The 14,373-nt window shown below is 69.5% G+C and carries 18 protein-coding genes; 3 read left to right on the top strand and 15 right to left on the bottom strand.

The annotated features are described in order from the left end of the window. The 3 genes from Mterra_RS23150 to Mterra_RS12370 form a co-directional block, all read right to left on the bottom strand. Positions 1 to 548: S-layer homology domain-containing protein (locus Mterra_RS23150; protein WP_176582533.1), on the bottom strand; the 548-nt coding region annotated here is incomplete at its 3' end. Positions 549 to 875: 327 nt separating this feature from the next. Further along, positions 876 to 1,091, bottom strand: a complete 216-nt coding sequence (locus Mterra_RS12375; protein WP_245971617.1) for a hypothetical protein — start codon at positions 1,089 to 1,091, stop codon at positions 876 to 878. 36 nt (positions 1,092 to 1,127) lie between these two features. Beyond that, positions 1,128 to 1,922 (bottom strand): multinuclear nonheme iron-dependent oxidase, encoded by a 795-nt coding sequence (locus tag Mterra_RS12370; protein ID WP_119315465.1) that lies wholly within the window; start codon positions 1,920 to 1,922, stop codon positions 1,128 to 1,130. Positions 1,923 to 2,162: 240 nt separating this feature from the next. Here Mterra_RS12370 and Mterra_RS12365 point away from each other — a divergent pair, with 240 nt between their 5' ends. Further along, entirely contained in the window at positions 2,163 to 2,417 is a 255-nt protein-coding gene (locus Mterra_RS12365; protein WP_119315464.1) for a hypothetical protein, read from the top strand. A 410-nt stretch (positions 2,418 to 2,827) separates the two neighbouring features. After that, entirely contained in the window at positions 2,828 to 3,718 is an 891-nt protein-coding gene (locus Mterra_RS12360) for a hypothetical protein (RefSeq protein WP_119315463.1), read from the top strand. A gap of 380 nt (positions 3,719 to 4,098) precedes the next feature. Here the strand turns inward: Mterra_RS12360 and Mterra_RS12355 are convergent, their stop codons facing one another. Next, on the bottom strand, positions 4,099 to 5,286 hold the full coding sequence (locus tag Mterra_RS12355; RefSeq protein WP_119315462.1) for an acyl-CoA dehydrogenase family protein: 1,188 nt from the start codon (positions 5,284 to 5,286) through the stop codon (positions 4,099 to 4,101). A 467-nt stretch (positions 5,287 to 5,753) separates the two neighbouring features. On the opposite strand from Mterra_RS12355, the gene Mterra_RS12350 reads away from it, so the two are divergent. After that, the gene (locus Mterra_RS12350) at positions 5,754 to 6,146 is read left to right on the top strand and encodes a S1 RNA-binding domain-containing protein (protein ID WP_027892081.1); all 393 of its coding nucleotides are present in this window, start codon (positions 5,754 to 5,756) and stop codon (positions 6,144 to 6,146) included. A 286-nt stretch (positions 6,147 to 6,432) separates the two neighbouring features. On the opposite strand, the gene Mterra_RS12340 is transcribed toward Mterra_RS12350, so the two are convergent. From Mterra_RS12340 to Mterra_RS12300, 11 genes are all read right to left on the bottom strand, one after another. Further along, on the bottom strand, positions 6,433 to 6,960 hold the full coding sequence (locus Mterra_RS12340; RefSeq protein ID WP_027892080.1) for a DUF1572 family protein: 528 nt from the start codon (positions 6,958 to 6,960) through the stop codon (positions 6,433 to 6,435). 7 nt (positions 6,961 to 6,967) lie between these two features. After that, positions 6,968 to 7,582: a response regulator gene (locus Mterra_RS12335; RefSeq protein ID WP_036218449.1), complete on the bottom strand. Its 615-nt coding sequence runs from the start codon at positions 7,580 to 7,582 to the stop codon at positions 6,968 to 6,970. Further along, entirely contained in the window at positions 7,582 to 8,751 is a 1,170-nt protein-coding gene (locus Mterra_RS12330) for a GAF domain-containing sensor histidine kinase (RefSeq protein ID WP_119315461.1), read from the bottom strand. Before Mterra_RS12330 ends, Mterra_RS12335 begins: the two co-directional genes overlap by 1 nt. Positions 8,752 to 8,757: 6 nt before the next feature. Beyond that, positions 8,758 to 9,501 (bottom strand): SDR family oxidoreductase, encoded by a 744-nt coding sequence (locus tag Mterra_RS12325; RefSeq protein WP_218022930.1) that lies wholly within the window; start codon positions 9,499 to 9,501, stop codon positions 8,758 to 8,760. After that, entirely contained in the window at positions 9,494 to 9,883 is a 390-nt protein-coding gene (locus tag Mterra_RS12320; protein WP_170159654.1) for a nuclear transport factor 2 family protein, read from the bottom strand. Before Mterra_RS12320 ends, Mterra_RS12325 begins: the two co-directional genes overlap by 8 nt. Next, the gene (locus Mterra_RS22350) at positions 9,880 to 10,188 is read right to left on the bottom strand and encodes a hypothetical protein (protein WP_170159653.1); all 309 of its coding nucleotides are present in this window, start codon (positions 10,186 to 10,188) and stop codon (positions 9,880 to 9,882) included. Before Mterra_RS22350 ends, Mterra_RS12320 begins: the two co-directional genes overlap by 4 nt. 1 nt (position 10,189) lies before the next feature. Further along, positions 10,190 to 11,215: an aldo/keto reductase gene (locus Mterra_RS12315; protein WP_119315458.1), complete on the bottom strand. Its 1,026-nt coding sequence runs from the start codon at positions 11,213 to 11,215 to the stop codon at positions 10,190 to 10,192. Continuing rightward, on the bottom strand, positions 11,215 to 11,364 hold the full coding sequence (locus Mterra_RS22345) for a hypothetical protein (protein WP_170159652.1): 150 nt from the start codon (positions 11,362 to 11,364) through the stop codon (positions 11,215 to 11,217). Before Mterra_RS22345 ends, Mterra_RS12315 begins: the two co-directional genes overlap by 1 nt. Before the next feature lie 11 nt (positions 11,365 to 11,375). Continuing rightward, a complete protein-coding gene (locus Mterra_RS12310) occupies positions 11,376 to 12,041 on the bottom strand; it encodes a VOC family protein (protein ID WP_119315457.1) in 666 nt (221 codons plus the stop codon). A gap of 120 nt (positions 12,042 to 12,161) precedes the next feature. After that, positions 12,162 to 13,238, bottom strand: a complete 1,077-nt coding sequence (locus Mterra_RS12305; protein ID WP_119315456.1) for an S-adenosylmethionine:tRNA ribosyltransferase-isomerase — start codon at positions 13,236 to 13,238, stop codon at positions 12,162 to 12,164. Next, a complete protein-coding gene (locus Mterra_RS12300; protein ID WP_119315455.1) occupies positions 13,235 to 14,338 on the bottom strand; it encodes an SDR family NAD(P)-dependent oxidoreductase in 1,104 nt (367 codons plus the stop codon). The genes Mterra_RS12305 and Mterra_RS12300 overlap by 4 nt, the downstream gene beginning before the upstream one ends. Between the last annotated feature and the right edge of the window lie 35 nt (positions 14,339 to 14,373).

The raw sequence follows: 14,373 nt of genomic DNA, 5'->3' as shown, positions 1-14,373 counted from the left end.
GGCTGGGCCGGCTGGGCCTGGGCCTCGGTGACCTTCTTCAGCTCCTCCTCCAGGGCGGCGATGCGGGCCTCGAGAGCGCTGGTGTCGGGGGCGGGGGTCGCCGGCTGGGCGGGCTGGGCCTGCGCGGTGCTGAGGTTCTTGATCTGCTCCTCCAAAGCCTGGAGGCGGGCGTCCTGCGCGGTGTTGGTCTCGCCGAAGCCGGCGATCTGGGTGCGCAGGGTCTCGAGCTCCCGGCTCACCTCCTCCATGCCCTTCTGCACGGTGGCCTGGTCCTCCGGGGTCGCGGCCTGGCCCGGGCAGGTGCTACCCGCCTGGATGAAGCGGTAGAAGATCAGCGCCGCTTGATAACGCGTGAGGTTCTGGTTTCCTCGATAAGTACCGTCCTCGAAACCCTGGATCAGACCGCACTCGGCGATGAAGTCCACGGCTTCCTTGGCCCAGTGACCCGCGGGAACGTCGCGGAAACTGGGAGTCGATTGCTGCACTGCGAGAATCATGCCCAGGCCGAATGCGCCCATCACCGCGGCGCGAACCAATGGTTTGTGCATATCGTTCCTCCTAGAGCGCGCCCTAACTTAGCCCATAGGGGCTAATGCGTTGCGCAATCGCTCTATGTCAAGGTGTACCTGCGGGGGCTGAAGGAAGTCAGAGGACTAGCTGAGGCTGCAATTAGCCAAACTCTGCATCGCATCTCATCTATGAGAAAACCCTTTGGCCCGGATGAACGGCAAAATTCAGCCTGTTCTTACGTTACCCAAGCGAAAACGGGCCATAAATTAGGCATATAAATACATTAAGGCCGTTAATTGATTCCTCAACAGACCATTAAGGAACGAGCCCGCCTAAAGCGGACTCGCCACAAGAAAATCCGTTCCCTATCGCCAGGGCTGGGGGAGCTTGCGGCGCTTCCAGCGCTGTGGGAACAGACGTCGGCCGCCGTAGCTCAAGGCGGCGAGGGCCGCGCCGATGAGGCCCAGCACCCACAGCGTGGCGAAGAGCCACACCGCCAGGAACAGTCCGATGACCAAGGCCAAACCGAGGCCCACCCAGGCCAGGGGGCTGCGGGGCATGCCAGACCAGTAGGCTTTCACGTTTTTCAGGGTATGCAAGAACGAAGGGCGCGAATGCTAGGCCGCTCTCATTTGGGCATCGCGCACGCGCTCGAGCGCCTCGAGCTGCTCGAGCCAGGCCTCCGGGCCGCCCGCCTCGCCGCCGGGCCCCCAGCCCATGTACTCCAGCGTGAGCACCTCCAGGCGGGGAAGCCGGGGCATCACCCACTCCAGCAGGCGGTAGTCCTCCTCGCTCAGGCTGCGGTGCCGGTCGCGCAGGCCCTCCGGCTCGAGCCGCGGGCCCGAGACGTGGACCTCCCGCACCCGCCCCAGCGGCAGGGCGGCGAGGTAATCGCGCACCTCTTCCCCGCGGTGCCAGGCCGCCACCCGGGCGTGGGCCAGGTCCAGCAGCAGATCGCTCCCGCTGCGCTCGAGCGCCTGCGCGATGAAGGCGGGGTCGGTGGTGTAGCGGGGGCGGCTCTTCCAGGCGTACCAGGGGAGGTTTTCCAACAGCACCTCCTTGCCGGTGAGGGCCCGCAGCCGGGACGCGCTCGAGGCGACGCGCCCCAGCAGGGCTTCGCGGCTTAGCTCGCCGTCGCGCTCGGGGAGGTAGTCGAGGTGGGCGGAAACGAAGGGCGTGCCGCTGAGCCCCGCGAGCTCGCACAACAGCCCGGGCTCGGGGATTTCCGGCATGGTGAGGGAGTAACCCGGCGGCCCCCAGCCGTGCAGCAGCACCGGCAGGTAGTGCCGCGCCCGCAGGACCTCGCGCCGGGAGTCGGGGCTGAGCGGGCACTTGATGTAGTCGAGCGGCAGGTCGTGGGTGTAGAGCAATTCGAAGAGCTCGGGCGTTCCGTTGGCGGCGAGGCGGATCATGGCTTTTGAGCATTATACACACAATGTGTAAATAACTCATCAACGGCACGGCTCGGCCTGCGCCTTACCTGAACCGCGCCAGCAGGTCGCGCGCGATGATGACCTTGGAGTTCCACCCATCGAGATCGTATCGGGAAGGCTAGGTATAAAGTTCGTCATTATGAAGTGTGAAAAACCAACCTCGCCCCGGAAGGTAGACGATCGCCGGAATGCTATGAGTTCGACTTCACGCAGGACGGCGTGCTCGGGGTGAGCTTCGCGCTGAGCACGAGGAGCCACCCCCTGACCCCGCCCGACCTCGGCTTCGCGGTGCTCCAGGTGGGCGGGGAGTACTTCCTGGTCGCGGGGCCGCGGGGCTTCGTGCGCCACGCCGTCGGCATGTCGCTGCCCACGCCCTGGCAGCTCTTCGCCCAGATCCGCGACACACAGACGATCCGCCCCCTGCGGGAGGCCATGACGCAGGCCATGGAGCGCTACCGCCGGTTCGCCACTTAAACGACCCGGGATGGTTATCTGGTTGGTGGTTGGAGCATGAAGACGTCTCAAGAGCGTTACGCTCCTCTCGGGGCCAAGGTATTGGCTAAGAATCCCGGTTAACCCAAATTCCCGGAGGGATTGGACCGTACAGCTACCAAATGGCGTCGTCACGAACGAGTAAAACGCCTTGGCAGTCCAGTTGGACTATTCTGACCACCACACCCTGATTAGCACAGGGAGTAAGCGTACATCGAGCTGGTACCGGTTCTTGATCGCTTAGGGAGGGTATTCGCTCGCCTTCGCTATGGAGGCAACTGGAATGATAAATAGCACAGGCTGCAAGTACCTTCCGGGGATCATTGAAACCCTTGACAAAGGCGAGACCGAAGGGTATTTCAAGTGAAGCTTGGCAGAGAAAGGAACGGGCTATGAACTACACCCTTGTTCCCCGGCAGTCGGTCGGCCCGGTGCGCTTCGGCATGAGCCGCGGGGAGGTGCGGGCCGCGCTCGGTAGGCCGAACTCTTCGGGCGACCGCTACGACGGGCTGCTCTACGACTCTTACCGGCCCCTCAACCTCAGGGTGTACCACTCCCCGCAGGCGCCGCACCCATGCGTGGCGGCGGCCGTCGAGTACCCCGGTGGCCTGGAGCTCGACGGCCAGGCGCTGGTGTGGCGCCCCTACGCCGAGATCGTGGCCTTCCTCCGCGCGCGCGACCCGCGCCTCCTCGCCCGGACCGGCCAGGTCCTGTCCGTGGCGCTCGGCCTCGAGTACGCCGACGGGACAGCGTCGCCCGACGGCATGGCGCCAGCCGTCCAGGTCACCGCCTTCGCCGAGGGCTACCCCGTAGACGACGGCGAGCTCGAGGAGCCCGAGGCCCGCGCGGCCTGGGCCTACGAGCCCGGCGCCGGGGTGGGGCCCCTCCGCTTCGGCATGGGCCGGGACGAGGCGCACCGCGCCCTCAGCGCCTGGGCCGGGGAGGAGCTCGAATTCGAGGTCATGGGCCACGACCCCGACTGCGAGTACTGCGCCGCCTGGGACCTCCGGCTGTACTTCGAGCGGGCCACGGGCGGGTGCAACGCCGTGGAGTTCTTCTGGCCGCCCCGCTCGCCACAGGTGGTGCTGATGGGGCGCCGGCTGCTGGGCCACCCGGAGGACGGCCTCGTGGAGTGGCTGAAGGCGCTGGACCCCGCCCTGGACTTCGACGACGGCTCGCAGGGCTACGTCTCGCCGCGCTACGGCCTGTACTTCGCCAGCAACGAGCAGTTCGGCCGGGTCGACAACCTGGCGGTGTTCTCCAAGCACTGGCCCCCGAGGTAGGCACATCTGGCTCGAGCGCTGCTCAGCCTTCTGTGTGGCACTCTTCTTCTCAGTAGTGGCTGCCGCTGCGTCGCGGTGGAGATTTCCGACCCCGGCCAGGTGGAACTCGGCGGTGAAGCCCTACCCCTCAGCGTCACCTTCAGGGAGGAGTACACCCATACCTGCCCTCCCGTCGAGCCTATGCCCACAGCGATCTGTGCCTAGAGCCCCCACACCGCAGTAGGCCTGGTGCGCTGTACTGCGCTTCGGCTAGCCTCATAGCTTCAGCCTCTCCGGTGACGAGCCCCGGCTACAGGCGTTGCGTGTCACCCGGCTGAGGCCGAGAAGTCGAGGGGCCCGTGGTTGAAAGCCACGGGCCCGTGTGCGGCTCGAGCCGCGCCTTACCTGAACTTCGCCAGCAGGTTGCGCGCGATGATGACCTTGAGCACCTCGGTGGTGCCCTCGCCGATGCGCATGAGGCGGGCGTCGCGCCAGTAGCGCTCGACGGGGTACTCCTTGATGTAGCCGTAGCCGCCGAGCACCTGGATGGCCTCGTCGCAGGCCTTCACCGCGACCTCGGAGGCGAACATCTTGGCCTGCGCGGCCTCAGTGCCGAAGGGGCGGCCCGCGTCGCGCAGCTCGGCGGCGCGCAGGTAGAGCAGGCGGGCGGCCTCGAGGTTGGTCGCCATCTCGGCGAGCTTGAAGCTCACGCCCTGGAACTCGGCGATGGGCTTGCCGAACTGCTCGCGCTCGAGCGCGTACTTCGCGGCGAACTCGAGCGCGGCCCGCCCCAGCCCCACCGACAGCGCGGCGATGCCGATGCGCCCGCCCTCGAGCACCTTCATCACGTCGTAGAAGCCCTTGCCGCGCTCGCCCATGAGCGCGTCCTTGCCCACGCGCAGGTCCTCGAAGATGAGCTGGGCGGTGTCGGAGGAGTTGAGGCCGAGCTTCTCCTCCTTGCGGCCGATCCGCAGGCCCTCCGCCGGGCGGTAGAACACGAAGGCCGACAGCCCCAGGTGCTTCTTGTCGGGGGAGGGGGCGGCGTCGGTGCGGGCGTTGACCACGTAGACCCCGCCCACCGAGCCCTGGGTGATGAACTGCTTGGAGCCGTTGATCACGAAGCCCTCGGGGGTCTCGTCGGCCCGGGTGCGCATGGCGGCGGCGTCGGAGCCGGAGCCCGGCTCGGTGAGGCCCCACGCGCCCAGCAGTTCGGCGCTCGCCAGCTTGGGCAGGAACTCGCGCTTGTGGGCCTCGCTGCCGGCGATCAGGATGTGCCCGGTGCACAGCGAGTTGTGCGAGGCCACGGTGAGGCCCAAGGAACCGTCCACGGCCCCGACCTCCTCGACGATGCGGGCGAACACGCGCGTGCTGAGCCCGGCCCCGCCGTAAGCCTCGGGCACGTTGGCCCCCATCACCCCTAGCTCGCCCAGCTTCTTCACGATCTCCATGGGGAACTCGCCCGTGCGGTCACGCTCGGCGGCGCCCGGGGCCACCTCAGCCTGCAAGAAGTCGCGCAACGCGCCGACGATCTGGCGCTCCTCGGGGCCGAGCTCGAACCACAGTTCGCGGGATTTTTCAGTGAGCAGCATCCTGACCTCCGACAAACATAACGCTTTAGGAACATCATAACGTAAAAGCGTCATATATCAATCGGGGGTGGGGGTATGGGGGTATGGGAGTTCTGCGTCGATAGTCGATAGTCGATAGCCGATGGCCGGGCGCCGGGCGCGGGTCGTACGTCCTGCGTCGTACGTCGTACGCAAAACGCAATACGCGAGACGCAAAACGCAAGACGCCCTGGCCCTGGATCCTTGACCCTCGACCTCGAGCGCCACGGGCCTTGTGCTGATGGCTGACGGCTTACCGCTCCCTGCGCAAAACACCTCGAGCCGAGCACGTCCCTGACGAAATTCGATTCGTGGTTGTGGAGCTTGGTGATTGAACAAATCCCTTTGTCATCCCCTCGTGCTATAGTGAGGACACCGTGAGACATCCCCAAGTACCAATGCTGTCCCCATTGGGGAAGAAAGCTCACGCCCCATGGAGGAATAGCTGAATGCAGATCGAAGCTGGTGCCATCGTTGAAGGCCGTGTGACGCGGATCATGGATTTCGGGGCTTTCGTGGAGTTGCCCAACGGCGAGTCGGGGCTTGTCCACATCTCGCAGATCGCCCACGAGTTCGTCAAGAACGTGCGCGATCACCTCTCCGAGGGCGAGGTGGTGCAGGTGATGGTGCTGGGCCGCGACGAAAAAGGCCGCCTGGACCTCTCCATCAAGGAGCTCACCCCCGCGCCCGTCGAACCCCCGCGTCCCAAGCGCCTGCCGCGCCAGGCCCCCGAGTTCGAGAACAAGCTCAAGAGCTTCTTGCGCGGTTCGGGCGGAGGCGGCTTCGGCGGCGGAGGCAGCAAGAAGCCCGGCAAGGGCAAAGGCGGCCGCGGTCGGCGCTAACGCATCTATCGAATTCCTGCCCGCCCTACGGGGCGGGTTTGGTGTTTGGGGAAGCGACAAGCTGTCAGCAGTCCGCTTTCAGCCGCCAGCTCGTGGCTCGTGGTTGCCCCTTCCCCGGCCCTCGACGCCGGCGGGGAGGGTTTATCCCCCCTAACCCCCCTTGCTAAGGGGGGAACAAGGCGTCTTGCATTTTGCGTTTCGCGTTTCGCGTTTGGCGTTTGGCGTTTGGCGTTTGGCGTACGACGTAGGACGTACGACCCGCACCCGGCGTCCGGCTATCAGCCCTTCAGCGCTTCCCCTTCTTCCACGCCTCCGACTTCCCCTTGGGAATGCTCAACGACTTGAACTCTCCCCCGCGCAGGTGCTTGGCGAGGTAGACAATCTGGCCCACGTGGTAGGCGGTGTGGGCGAGCGAGCGGTCGATGGCCTCGAGCACGCTTAGCTGGCGGCTGCGGATGAGCACCTTCTGGGTAAGGTGTTCGGGGCGGAGGTTCTCGAGGGTGATGAGCAGGGCGGTCCAGCCGTTCTCCCAGGCCAGCCACAGCTCTTCGGCGCTGTCGCCGTGGACTTCGAACTCGGCGTCGCGGTTGCGGTCGGGCTTTTCGCCGTCGCTGGTGAGGAAGTCGGTCCAGCGCGAGCGCAGGTTGCCGCCGACGTGCTTGAGGATCACGGCGATGCTGTTGGAGGCGAGGTCGGGGGTGAAGAACCAGTCCTGGGGCGAGACCTGGGCTAAGGCCCCCTCCGCGAGTTCCTTGTAGGCGCGGAAGGTCTCGAGGCTGCTGCGCAGGTAGAGGGCCCCCAGTTCCTCGCTCATGGGTCCACTATAGCCCCAGTTCGCGGGCCAGCAGCGCCGCCTGGGTGCGGCCCTTGAGGTTCAGTTTGGCGAGGAGGCTGCTGACGTGGGTCTTGACGGTCTTCTCGGCGATGCCCAGGCGCTGGGCGATGGCCTTGTTGGAGAGGCCCTGGGCGACGAGGGCGAGCACCTCGCGCTCCTTGGCGGTGAGCCCGGCCAGGCGGTCGTGGTGGGGGCGGGCCAGCAGGCGCACGGCGGCGGGGTCGAGGGGCACCTCGCCCCGGGCTGCCGCCCGGATGCCGTCGAGCAGGGCGGCGGGGCCGGCGTGCTTGAGCAGGTAGCCGGAGGCGCCCGCGTGCAGGGCCTGGCGCAGGGTTTCCTCCTCGAGGAAGCTGGTGAGGATGAGCACCTTGGGGGCGTCGTCGAGCTCGAGGAAGCGGCGGACCCAGGCCAGGGCATGGCCGTCAGAAAGGTGCAGGTCGAGCAGCACGAGGTCGGGGCGCAGGCTGTGGGCCTTGGCGAGGGCGTCGTGACCCTCTTCGGCCTCCCCGACGAGCTCGAGGTCGTCGTAGAGGCTGAGGAAGGCCTTGAGGCCCTCGCGCACGATGGGGTGGTCATCCACGATCAGCAGCCGGGTGGGCATCACTCGACCTCCCTGGCGCCCGCCGGCGCGGCCCGCAGGGGGATGCGGGCCTCGAGCAGCACGCCCCCGCGGGCCCGGTTGCTCACGCGCAGGCTGCCGCCCAGGGCCTGCGTGCGCTGCTCGAGCGAGAGCAAGCCCATCCCCCGCGTGACCTGCTGGGGCAGGCCGCGCCCGTCGTCCTCGAGGCGCAGCCGGGCCTGTCCGCGGTGACGGTCCAGGCGAATCCAGAGGTTTTTGGGGTGGGCGTGGCGCAGCGCGTTGTGCACGCCTTCCTGGGCGATGCGGTAGAGGGTTTCGGCCACGCCCTCGGGCAGCTCGAGGGGCTGGGCGTCGAGGTGGACCCGCACCACCCCGTCCACGCGGTCGGCCAGGCGGGAGAGGGCCGGGGCGAGGCCCTGGGAGAGGTCGGCGGGGCGCAGCAGCTCGACCAGGCCGCGCAGTTCCGACAGCGCCGAGGAGACCAGCTCGGCGGAGCGCTCGAGGGCGGCCTCGCGCTGCTGGGAGCTCTCGCGGGCCACGTTGAGCGAGAGCTCGGCGGCGAAGAGGAGCTGGGCCACCGAGTCGTGCATCTCCCGCGCCAGCCGGGCCCGCTCCTCCAGCGCCGCCAGCGCCTCGCGCTCGCGCACCTGCTGCTCCTGCAGGCGGGCGCGGCGGAAGGCCAGCCCCAGGGTGCGGCCCACGGCGGTGAGGAACTCCAGCGTCTCGGCGTCGAAGGGCTCGCGTCCCGGCGCGGCGAGGTTGAGGATGCCCACCGGGCCGTCGCGGGTGAGCAGCGGCACGCTGGCGTGGACCTCGAGCCCCCCCTTGTCGCCCTGGGCGCTCTCGAGGCGGCTGCAGGTGACGATGTTGACCCCCCGGTCGAGCTCGCCGTGGCGGAAGAGCCAGTGGCAGTCGCAGCTCTTCTCCCGAAGGCTGCGCCGCTCGTCCGCGGCCAGCGCGGGCGGCAGCCCGGTGCAGCTCGACAGCGTGAGCTGCCCCTGCCGGGCGTCGCCGGGGTCTACCTGGGTCACGAACACCCAGCCCGTGCTCAGGCCCAGCAGTTCGACCAGTTCCTCCAGCGCGGCCTGCAGGGCCTGGTTGAGGTCGGCCTGTTTGTTGAGCACCTCGAGGATCTGGTTGAGCGTCGCCAGTTCCCTGAGGCGGCGTTGGAGGGCGGCGGAGCGGGGCATCGCCACTCACCGCCCGAACAACCAGCCGCCGTTGACGTTGAGGACTTCCCCGGTGATGTAGGCGGCCTCGGGGGAAGCCAGGAAGCGCACGGCGGCCGCCACGTCCTCGGGGCTGCCGGGGCGGCCTGCCGGGATCTGCCCGACGAGGCTCCGCAGGCGTTCCTCGGGGAGTGGCCCGCCGAAGAAGTCGGTCCCGGCGACGAGCCCGGGGACCACCGTGTTGACGGTGATGCCCTCGGCGCTGAGCTCCCGGGCCAGCCCCACGGTCAGGCCGTGGACCCCGGCCTTGGCGGCCGCGTAGCCGATGGCCCCGCCCCGGCTCCCCCCGGTGTAGGCCGCGATCGAGCCGACGTTGACGACGCGCCCCCCAGGCCGCGCCAGGTGCGGCGCGACGGCCAGGCTCATCAAGAAGGCGCCCTTGAGGTTGGTGCCGATCTCATCGTCCCATGCGCGCTCGGCCTCCTCGAGCGCCATGCGGGTGCTGACGCCGCGCACGAAGCCGGCGTTGTTGACCAGCACGTCGATGCGCCCGAACTCCCGCACCACCCCGGCGACCGCGGCCGCGACCTCTTCCCGGCGGCTCACGTCGGCCCGGCGCCAGGCCGCCCCGACCGCCTCGGCCGTCTCCCGCAGCACCTCCTCGCGGCGGCCCACGATCACCACCTGCTCCCCGTCACGGGCGAAAGCCTCGGCAATGGCCCGGCCCATCCCGGTGCCGCCCCCGGTCACGATGACAACACGCTTATTCATGCTCATGCCTTAATTCTTCCCGATGCCACCACTCCCGCCACTCCACCGGCCCCCCGCCCACAAAACGCCCCACGCTCACGCCGTCGAGCCGGACCCGCTCGCCGCCGGGCACCCGGGTGAACTCGACCCGCCAGCTCACCACGCCCACGTCCCCCTCCACCGCCAGGACCTCGCCCTGGAATTTCACGCCCTGCTGGGTGGCGAGGTTGTCGAGCCAGTAGCGCCTCACCGCGTCGAAGCCCCGGATCGGGGGGTCGAAGGGGTTCTCCCGGTAGGTCACGCCGGGGTCGAAGAGCGCGGCGGCGCGCTCGGCGTCGGCCTGCTCCCAAGCTTGGCCCAGGGCGCGCAGCCAGCGCTCGAGCCCCTCCCGCCTCAGGCTCACGGCACCTCCCACAGGCGCGGCAGCCCCTCCAGGCGCTTCCAGCCTTCGCCCCCCTCCACGCGCTCCACGCCGAGGTCGGTGAAGTAGGCGTCGAGCACGGCGGCCCGCTCCATCGCCAGGGGCGGGCGGCAGTAGTCCTCCTCCTCCCACACCAGCCACTCGCCCTCCACCCGGGCGTTCCTGAGCGAGTGGTCCAGGGCCTTTCCGAAGGGCTGCATCGCGCGGATCTCCCCGCTGTCGAGCCGGGAGCGGAGCTCGGGGAGCTTGTGGGGGAGGGCTTTGGCCCGTACGAGGTAGTGCGCCATGTCAGGTCCTCCGCTCGAGCGACCCCCTGAGGTCGCCGAAGATGAGCTGCTGCACGTGGTCCTGCCCGAACCACTCGTGGGGGAAGCCCGCCTTGAAGGGGTTGGCCTCCCGCAAGCGCTCGAGGTGGGCGTCCTCGAGGGTGAACTCGAGGGCGCCCAGGTTGTCGAGCAGTTGGGCCTGGGTGCGCGCCCCCAGGATGGGGACGATCTGGGCGCGGTGCTGCTGCTGGCGCACCCAGTTGAGGGCGACCTGGGCCGGGCTGCGCCCTATTTCCCGCGCCACTTCCATCACGGCCTCGGCAAGCTTGAGCCGCTCGGGGGCGATGTTCTCGCGCTGCTGGCGGGCGGGGCCGGCGGCGGGCTGGTTGTACTTCCCGCTCAGCACCCCGCCGCCCAGCACCGCCCAGGGGGTCACGGCCAGGCCCAGGGCGCGGGCCATGGGCAGCAGGTCGCGCTCCGCGTCGCGCGAGGCCAGGCTGTAGGGCACCTGCAGCGCCACGAAGGGGCTCCAGCCGCGCAGGTCGGCGAGGGTGTTGGCCTGGGCGACCACCCAGGCCGGGCTGTCGGAGATGCCCACGTGGTGCACCTGCCCGCTTCGCACCGCGTCGTCGAGGGCGCGCATGACCTCCTGGGGCGGGGTGGTGAAGTCCCAGGCGTGCAGCCACAGCAGGTCAACGTGGTCGGTCTGGAGGCGCTCGAGGCTCCCCTTGAGCGAGCGCATGAGGTTCTTGCGGTGGTTGCCGCCGAAGTTGAGGTCGCCCTGCCGGTCGGAGAGGGTGTACTTGGTGGCGAGGACGAAGTGGTCGCGGTCGGCCTTGATGAACTCGCCCACGTAGCGCTCGCTGGTGCCGCCCGTGTAGTTGCAGGCGGTGTCGATGAAGTTGCCGCCCGCCTCGGCGTAGGCCTCGAAGATGCGCCCGCTCTCCTCGCGGCTCGCGCCCCAGCCCCAGTCCTCGCCGAAGGTCATGGTCCCCAGGGCCAGTTCCGACACCCGCAACCCGCTGCGTCCCAACAGTTTGTAGCGCATCATGCTTCCTCCCGTGCGGCCTCGGCCTCGAGCCGCGGGTCCGTGTAGCCAGGCCTTCGCCCCTGCCGTAGGGCTTCCCGGTAGGCGTCGGGCAGGTTTTCGGGGGCCAGCGCGCAGACCGGGAAGCAGCGCGGCTCGCGGACAAGCACAAGGGCAGGGCTCATAGGCCGGCGTCGCTGAGGGTGAGGGGGGCGCCGTCCGGGCCCGCCACCGACACCCGGAACGGGGCGGGCTGCGCCGCTTTGCCGGTGTCGGGGAACCAGACGCGCCCCCGCCGCACCACGATGAACAGCCCGTGCTCGTCGCCCACGGGCACGAAGGCGTCGTTGAGCTCGGCGCGGTAGAGCGCGGCGGCGGTGCGCCGCTGCAAACGGGCTACGGTGGCCGGGACGTCCTCGGAGGCCACCCCGATCTCGCTGACGCCCTCGAGGCTCCGCGCGGTGAAGGGGCCGCCCCCGCCGCCCGGCAGGGTGTGCCGGGCGATGAGCTCGCCGATGTTGCCCGCGGGGTCGTAGAAGTAGAGCATGTGGGCGTTCCAGTTCTCCGAGCGGAAGGTGTCCTGGCCCTGCGCGTCGGGGATGAGGCGCACCCGCTCGCGGGCCCAGGCCTCGGCCTCGGCGAAGCGGTGCTCGGGAACGTTGAAGGCGAAGTGGTAGAAAGGGCTCGAGCCGCCGGCGGCCTGCTCGAAGGTCAGGCGCGAAGCCCCCACCCCGAAGGTGACGGCCCCGGGGGTTTCGTCCACGACGGGCAGCTCGAGCACCCCGGCGTAAAAGGCCCTGAGCTCGGCCAGCCGCCCGGTGGAAAGCCAGAGTTGATGAATCCGCATGAAGTCTCCAGATGTCCGATTTTCTCGAATAAAACGCTTGAAGCCGTGCTGGACTCGCGGGCCGATATCGCTATCGGCTATCAGCTATCGACCATCGACTATCGACTATCGACGAGCGTTCTACGGCAAGATCAAGTGTAAGTCCCCGAACTCGTGCCAGAGGTAGCGCTGCTCGAGCGCGGCTTGGTAGGCGGCCTCGAGGTGCCCCCGCCCCGCGATGGCCTCGAGCATCATCAGATGCGTGGCCTTGGGCTCGTGCCAGCCGGTGAGGATGCCGTCCACGGCCCGCACGCCGCGCTCGGGCGTGACGAGCAGCCGGGTCCAGCCCTCGCCGGGGTGAACCCGGCCCAGCGGGTCGGCGACGGTCTCGAGCGCCCGCACCACGGTGGTGCCCACCGCGACCACCCGCCGGCCCTCGGCCTTAGCCTGGCTCACCGCCTGGGCCGTGACGGGGGGCACGCGGTAGAACTCCTCGTAGGGCGGCTCGTGGGACTCGAGCGAGGCCACCCCGGTGTGCAGCAGCAGCGGGACCACCAGCACCCCCTGGCTCAGCAGCCGGGTGAGGACCTCGGGCGTGAAGGCCCGCCCCGCCGAGGGCATCTCGGCGCTGCCCATCTCGGTGGCGTAGACGGTCTGGTAGAACTCCAGCGGCCACTCCTGCCCCACGTAGCCGTAGCGGATGGGCTTGCCGTGCTCGAGGAGGTAGGGCAGCGGGTCGGGGGCGTAGGGCTCAGGGAAGGAGAAACTGGCGACCCACAGGCGCGAGCCAGCTTTTCCGGCGCCCTCCATCCGGTGCCGGGCCAGCAGCGTGACCGACGCCCCGCCCGGCAGGCGCAGGGTCTCCCCCGCCTGTCCCCCGCCGTAGGGCTTGGTGGCGCCGTCCTCGAGCCGCCGCAGCTCCACGGTCCACACCCCGCCCGGCAGGCGGGTGGAGAGGTGCAGCCGCAGCTCGCTCCCGTCCTCCCGGAAGGCCGGCAGCGCGGCGGGCAGGGTGCCGGAGGTGTTGACGACCAGGACGTCCCCCTCGCGCAGGAACTCGGGCAGGTCGCGGAAGCGGGCGTGGGCCAGGCGGTCGCCCTGCCGGTAGGAGACCATCAGCCGCACCCCGTCGCGGCTGAGGCCCCGCGCCTCCGGGGGCTCGTGGGCCTCGAGCTCCTCAGGGAGGGCGAACTCGAGCGAAGGCCCTTTCAGCGTCATGAAACGGGCTCCTCGGTCTTCCCGGCCTCGTACAGCGTGATCTGCAACCCGCCGGGGGCTCGCAAGCGCTGGTTGTGGTCGCCCCAGGGCGTGAGGACGGGCGGCTTGACCACCTGGGCCCCGGCTTCTTGCAGGGCCCTGGCCGCCTCCTCCAGGCGCTCGACCTCGAGGGCTAAGCGCACCGGCCCCGAAACCCGTTCGCCCGCCTCGAGCCGGTCCACCCACTCGGCCTGGGGTTCGTCGAACAGCTCGAGCGTGGCCTTCTCCAGGTTCAACAACACCCCGCGCCCGCCGTTGTCCCACTCCTGGGCCACCTCCAGGCCCAGGCCCTCGCGCAAAAGCCGCAGAACGCCGTCGAAGTCCCGCACCGTGACGGCGAAGCGGAACTCCCGGACCCGGCTGGGCCTCTGGCCGACCTCACGGGCTTTGTAGCGCCCGCTCGGCCAATCGCCCTCGATCAGCTCCAAAAGCCCCGGCACGCTCGCCTCGGGCGGGGGGCGGTCGGAGACGTCCTCGCCGGGGAAGGCCTCCTGCTGCATCCGGGTGTTCATGTCGCCGGGGTCCACCCAGTAGACGCGCAATTCGGGGTGCTCGGCGGCGAGCACGCGGGAGAGCTGCTCGAGCGCGGCCTTGCTCGAGCCGTAGCCGCCCCAGCCCGCGTAGCCCTCCACCGCCGCGTCGGAGGTGACGTTGAGGAGGCGGGCGCCCGGCCTGAGGACGGGCAGGGCGAGCTGGATGAGCCGCAGCGGGGCGAAGACGTTGACGCGGTAGACCTGCTCGAGCGCCTCGAGGGGGTAGTCGGCCAGGGCGGGCTGGGGGCTGGGGCCCAGCCCGCTGGCGTTGTTGACGAGCAGGTCGAGGCCGCCGAGTTCGCGGGCGGCCTCGACGAGGGCCCGGGCGTGGCGGGGGTCGGCCACGTCGCCGGGGAGGGCGACGACCCGGGTGCGGGCGGCGAGCTCGGCGCGGGCGAGCTCGAGGGCCTGCTCCCCGCGGGCATCGATCACCAGCGACCAGCCCCGCCCGGCCAGGGAGCGGGCCAGGGCCAGCCCCAACCCGCGGCTCGCGCCGGTGACGAGAGCGACTTTGGGCTCTAGGCGCATGGCTCCTCCTGGGGGGCGGGCTGGAGCGCCTGGGC

It is taken from the genome of Calidithermus terrae (genome assembly GCF_003574345.1).
GTDB lineage: Bacteria > Deinococcota > Deinococci > Deinococcales > Thermaceae > Calidithermus > Calidithermus chliarophilus.
Note: the sequence above shows the minus strand (reverse complement) of the source record. Positions and strands in the feature narration are given on the sequence as shown.

Bases quoted from the DNA above. Each gene is read 5' to 3' on its own strand.
- Mterra_RS12370 (WP_119315465.1), bottom strand. From the start codon at position 1,922: ATGATCCGCCTCGCCGCCAACGGAACGCCCGAGCTCTTCGAATTGCTC.
- Mterra_RS12360 (WP_119315463.1), top strand. From the start codon at position 2,828: ATGAACTACACCCTTGTTCCCCGGCAGTCGGTCGGCCCGGTGCGCTTC.
- Mterra_RS12355 (WP_119315462.1), bottom strand. From the start codon at position 5,286: ATGCTGCTCACTGAAAAATCCCGCGAACTGTGGTTCGAGCTCGGCCCC.
- Mterra_RS12350 (WP_027892081.1), top strand. From the start codon at position 5,754: ATGCAGATCGAAGCTGGTGCCATCGTTGAAGGCCGTGTGACGCGGATC.
- Mterra_RS12340 (WP_027892080.1), bottom strand. From the start codon at position 6,960: ATGAGCGAGGAACTGGGGGCCCTCTACCTGCGCAGCAGCCTCGAGACC.
- Mterra_RS12335 (WP_036218449.1), bottom strand. From the start codon at position 7,582: ATGCCCACCCGGCTGCTGATCGTGGATGACCACCCCATCGTGCGCGAG.
- Mterra_RS12330 (WP_119315461.1), bottom strand. From the start codon at position 8,751: ATGCCCCGCTCCGCCGCCCTCCAACGCCGCCTCAGGGAACTGGCGACG.
- Mterra_RS12325 (WP_218022930.1), bottom strand. From the start codon at position 9,501: ATGAATAAGCGTGTTGTCATCGTGACCGGGGGCGGCACCGGGATGGGC.
- Mterra_RS22350 (WP_170159653.1), bottom strand. From the start codon at position 10,188: ATGGCGCACTACCTCGTACGGGCCAAAGCCCTCCCCCACAAGCTCCCC.
- Mterra_RS12315 (WP_119315458.1), bottom strand. From the start codon at position 11,215: ATGCGCTACAAACTGTTGGGACGCAGCGGGTTGCGGGTGTCGGAACTG.
- Mterra_RS12310 (WP_119315457.1), bottom strand. From the start codon at position 12,041: ATGCGGATTCATCAACTCTGGCTTTCCACCGGGCGGCTGGCCGAGCTC.
- Mterra_RS12305 (WP_119315456.1), bottom strand. From the start codon at position 13,238: ATGACGCTGAAAGGGCCTTCGCTCGAGTTCGCCCTCCCTGAGGAGCTC.
- Mterra_RS12300 (WP_119315455.1), bottom strand. From the start codon at position 14,338: ATGCGCCTAGAGCCCAAAGTCGCTCTCGTCACCGGCGCGAGCCGCGGG.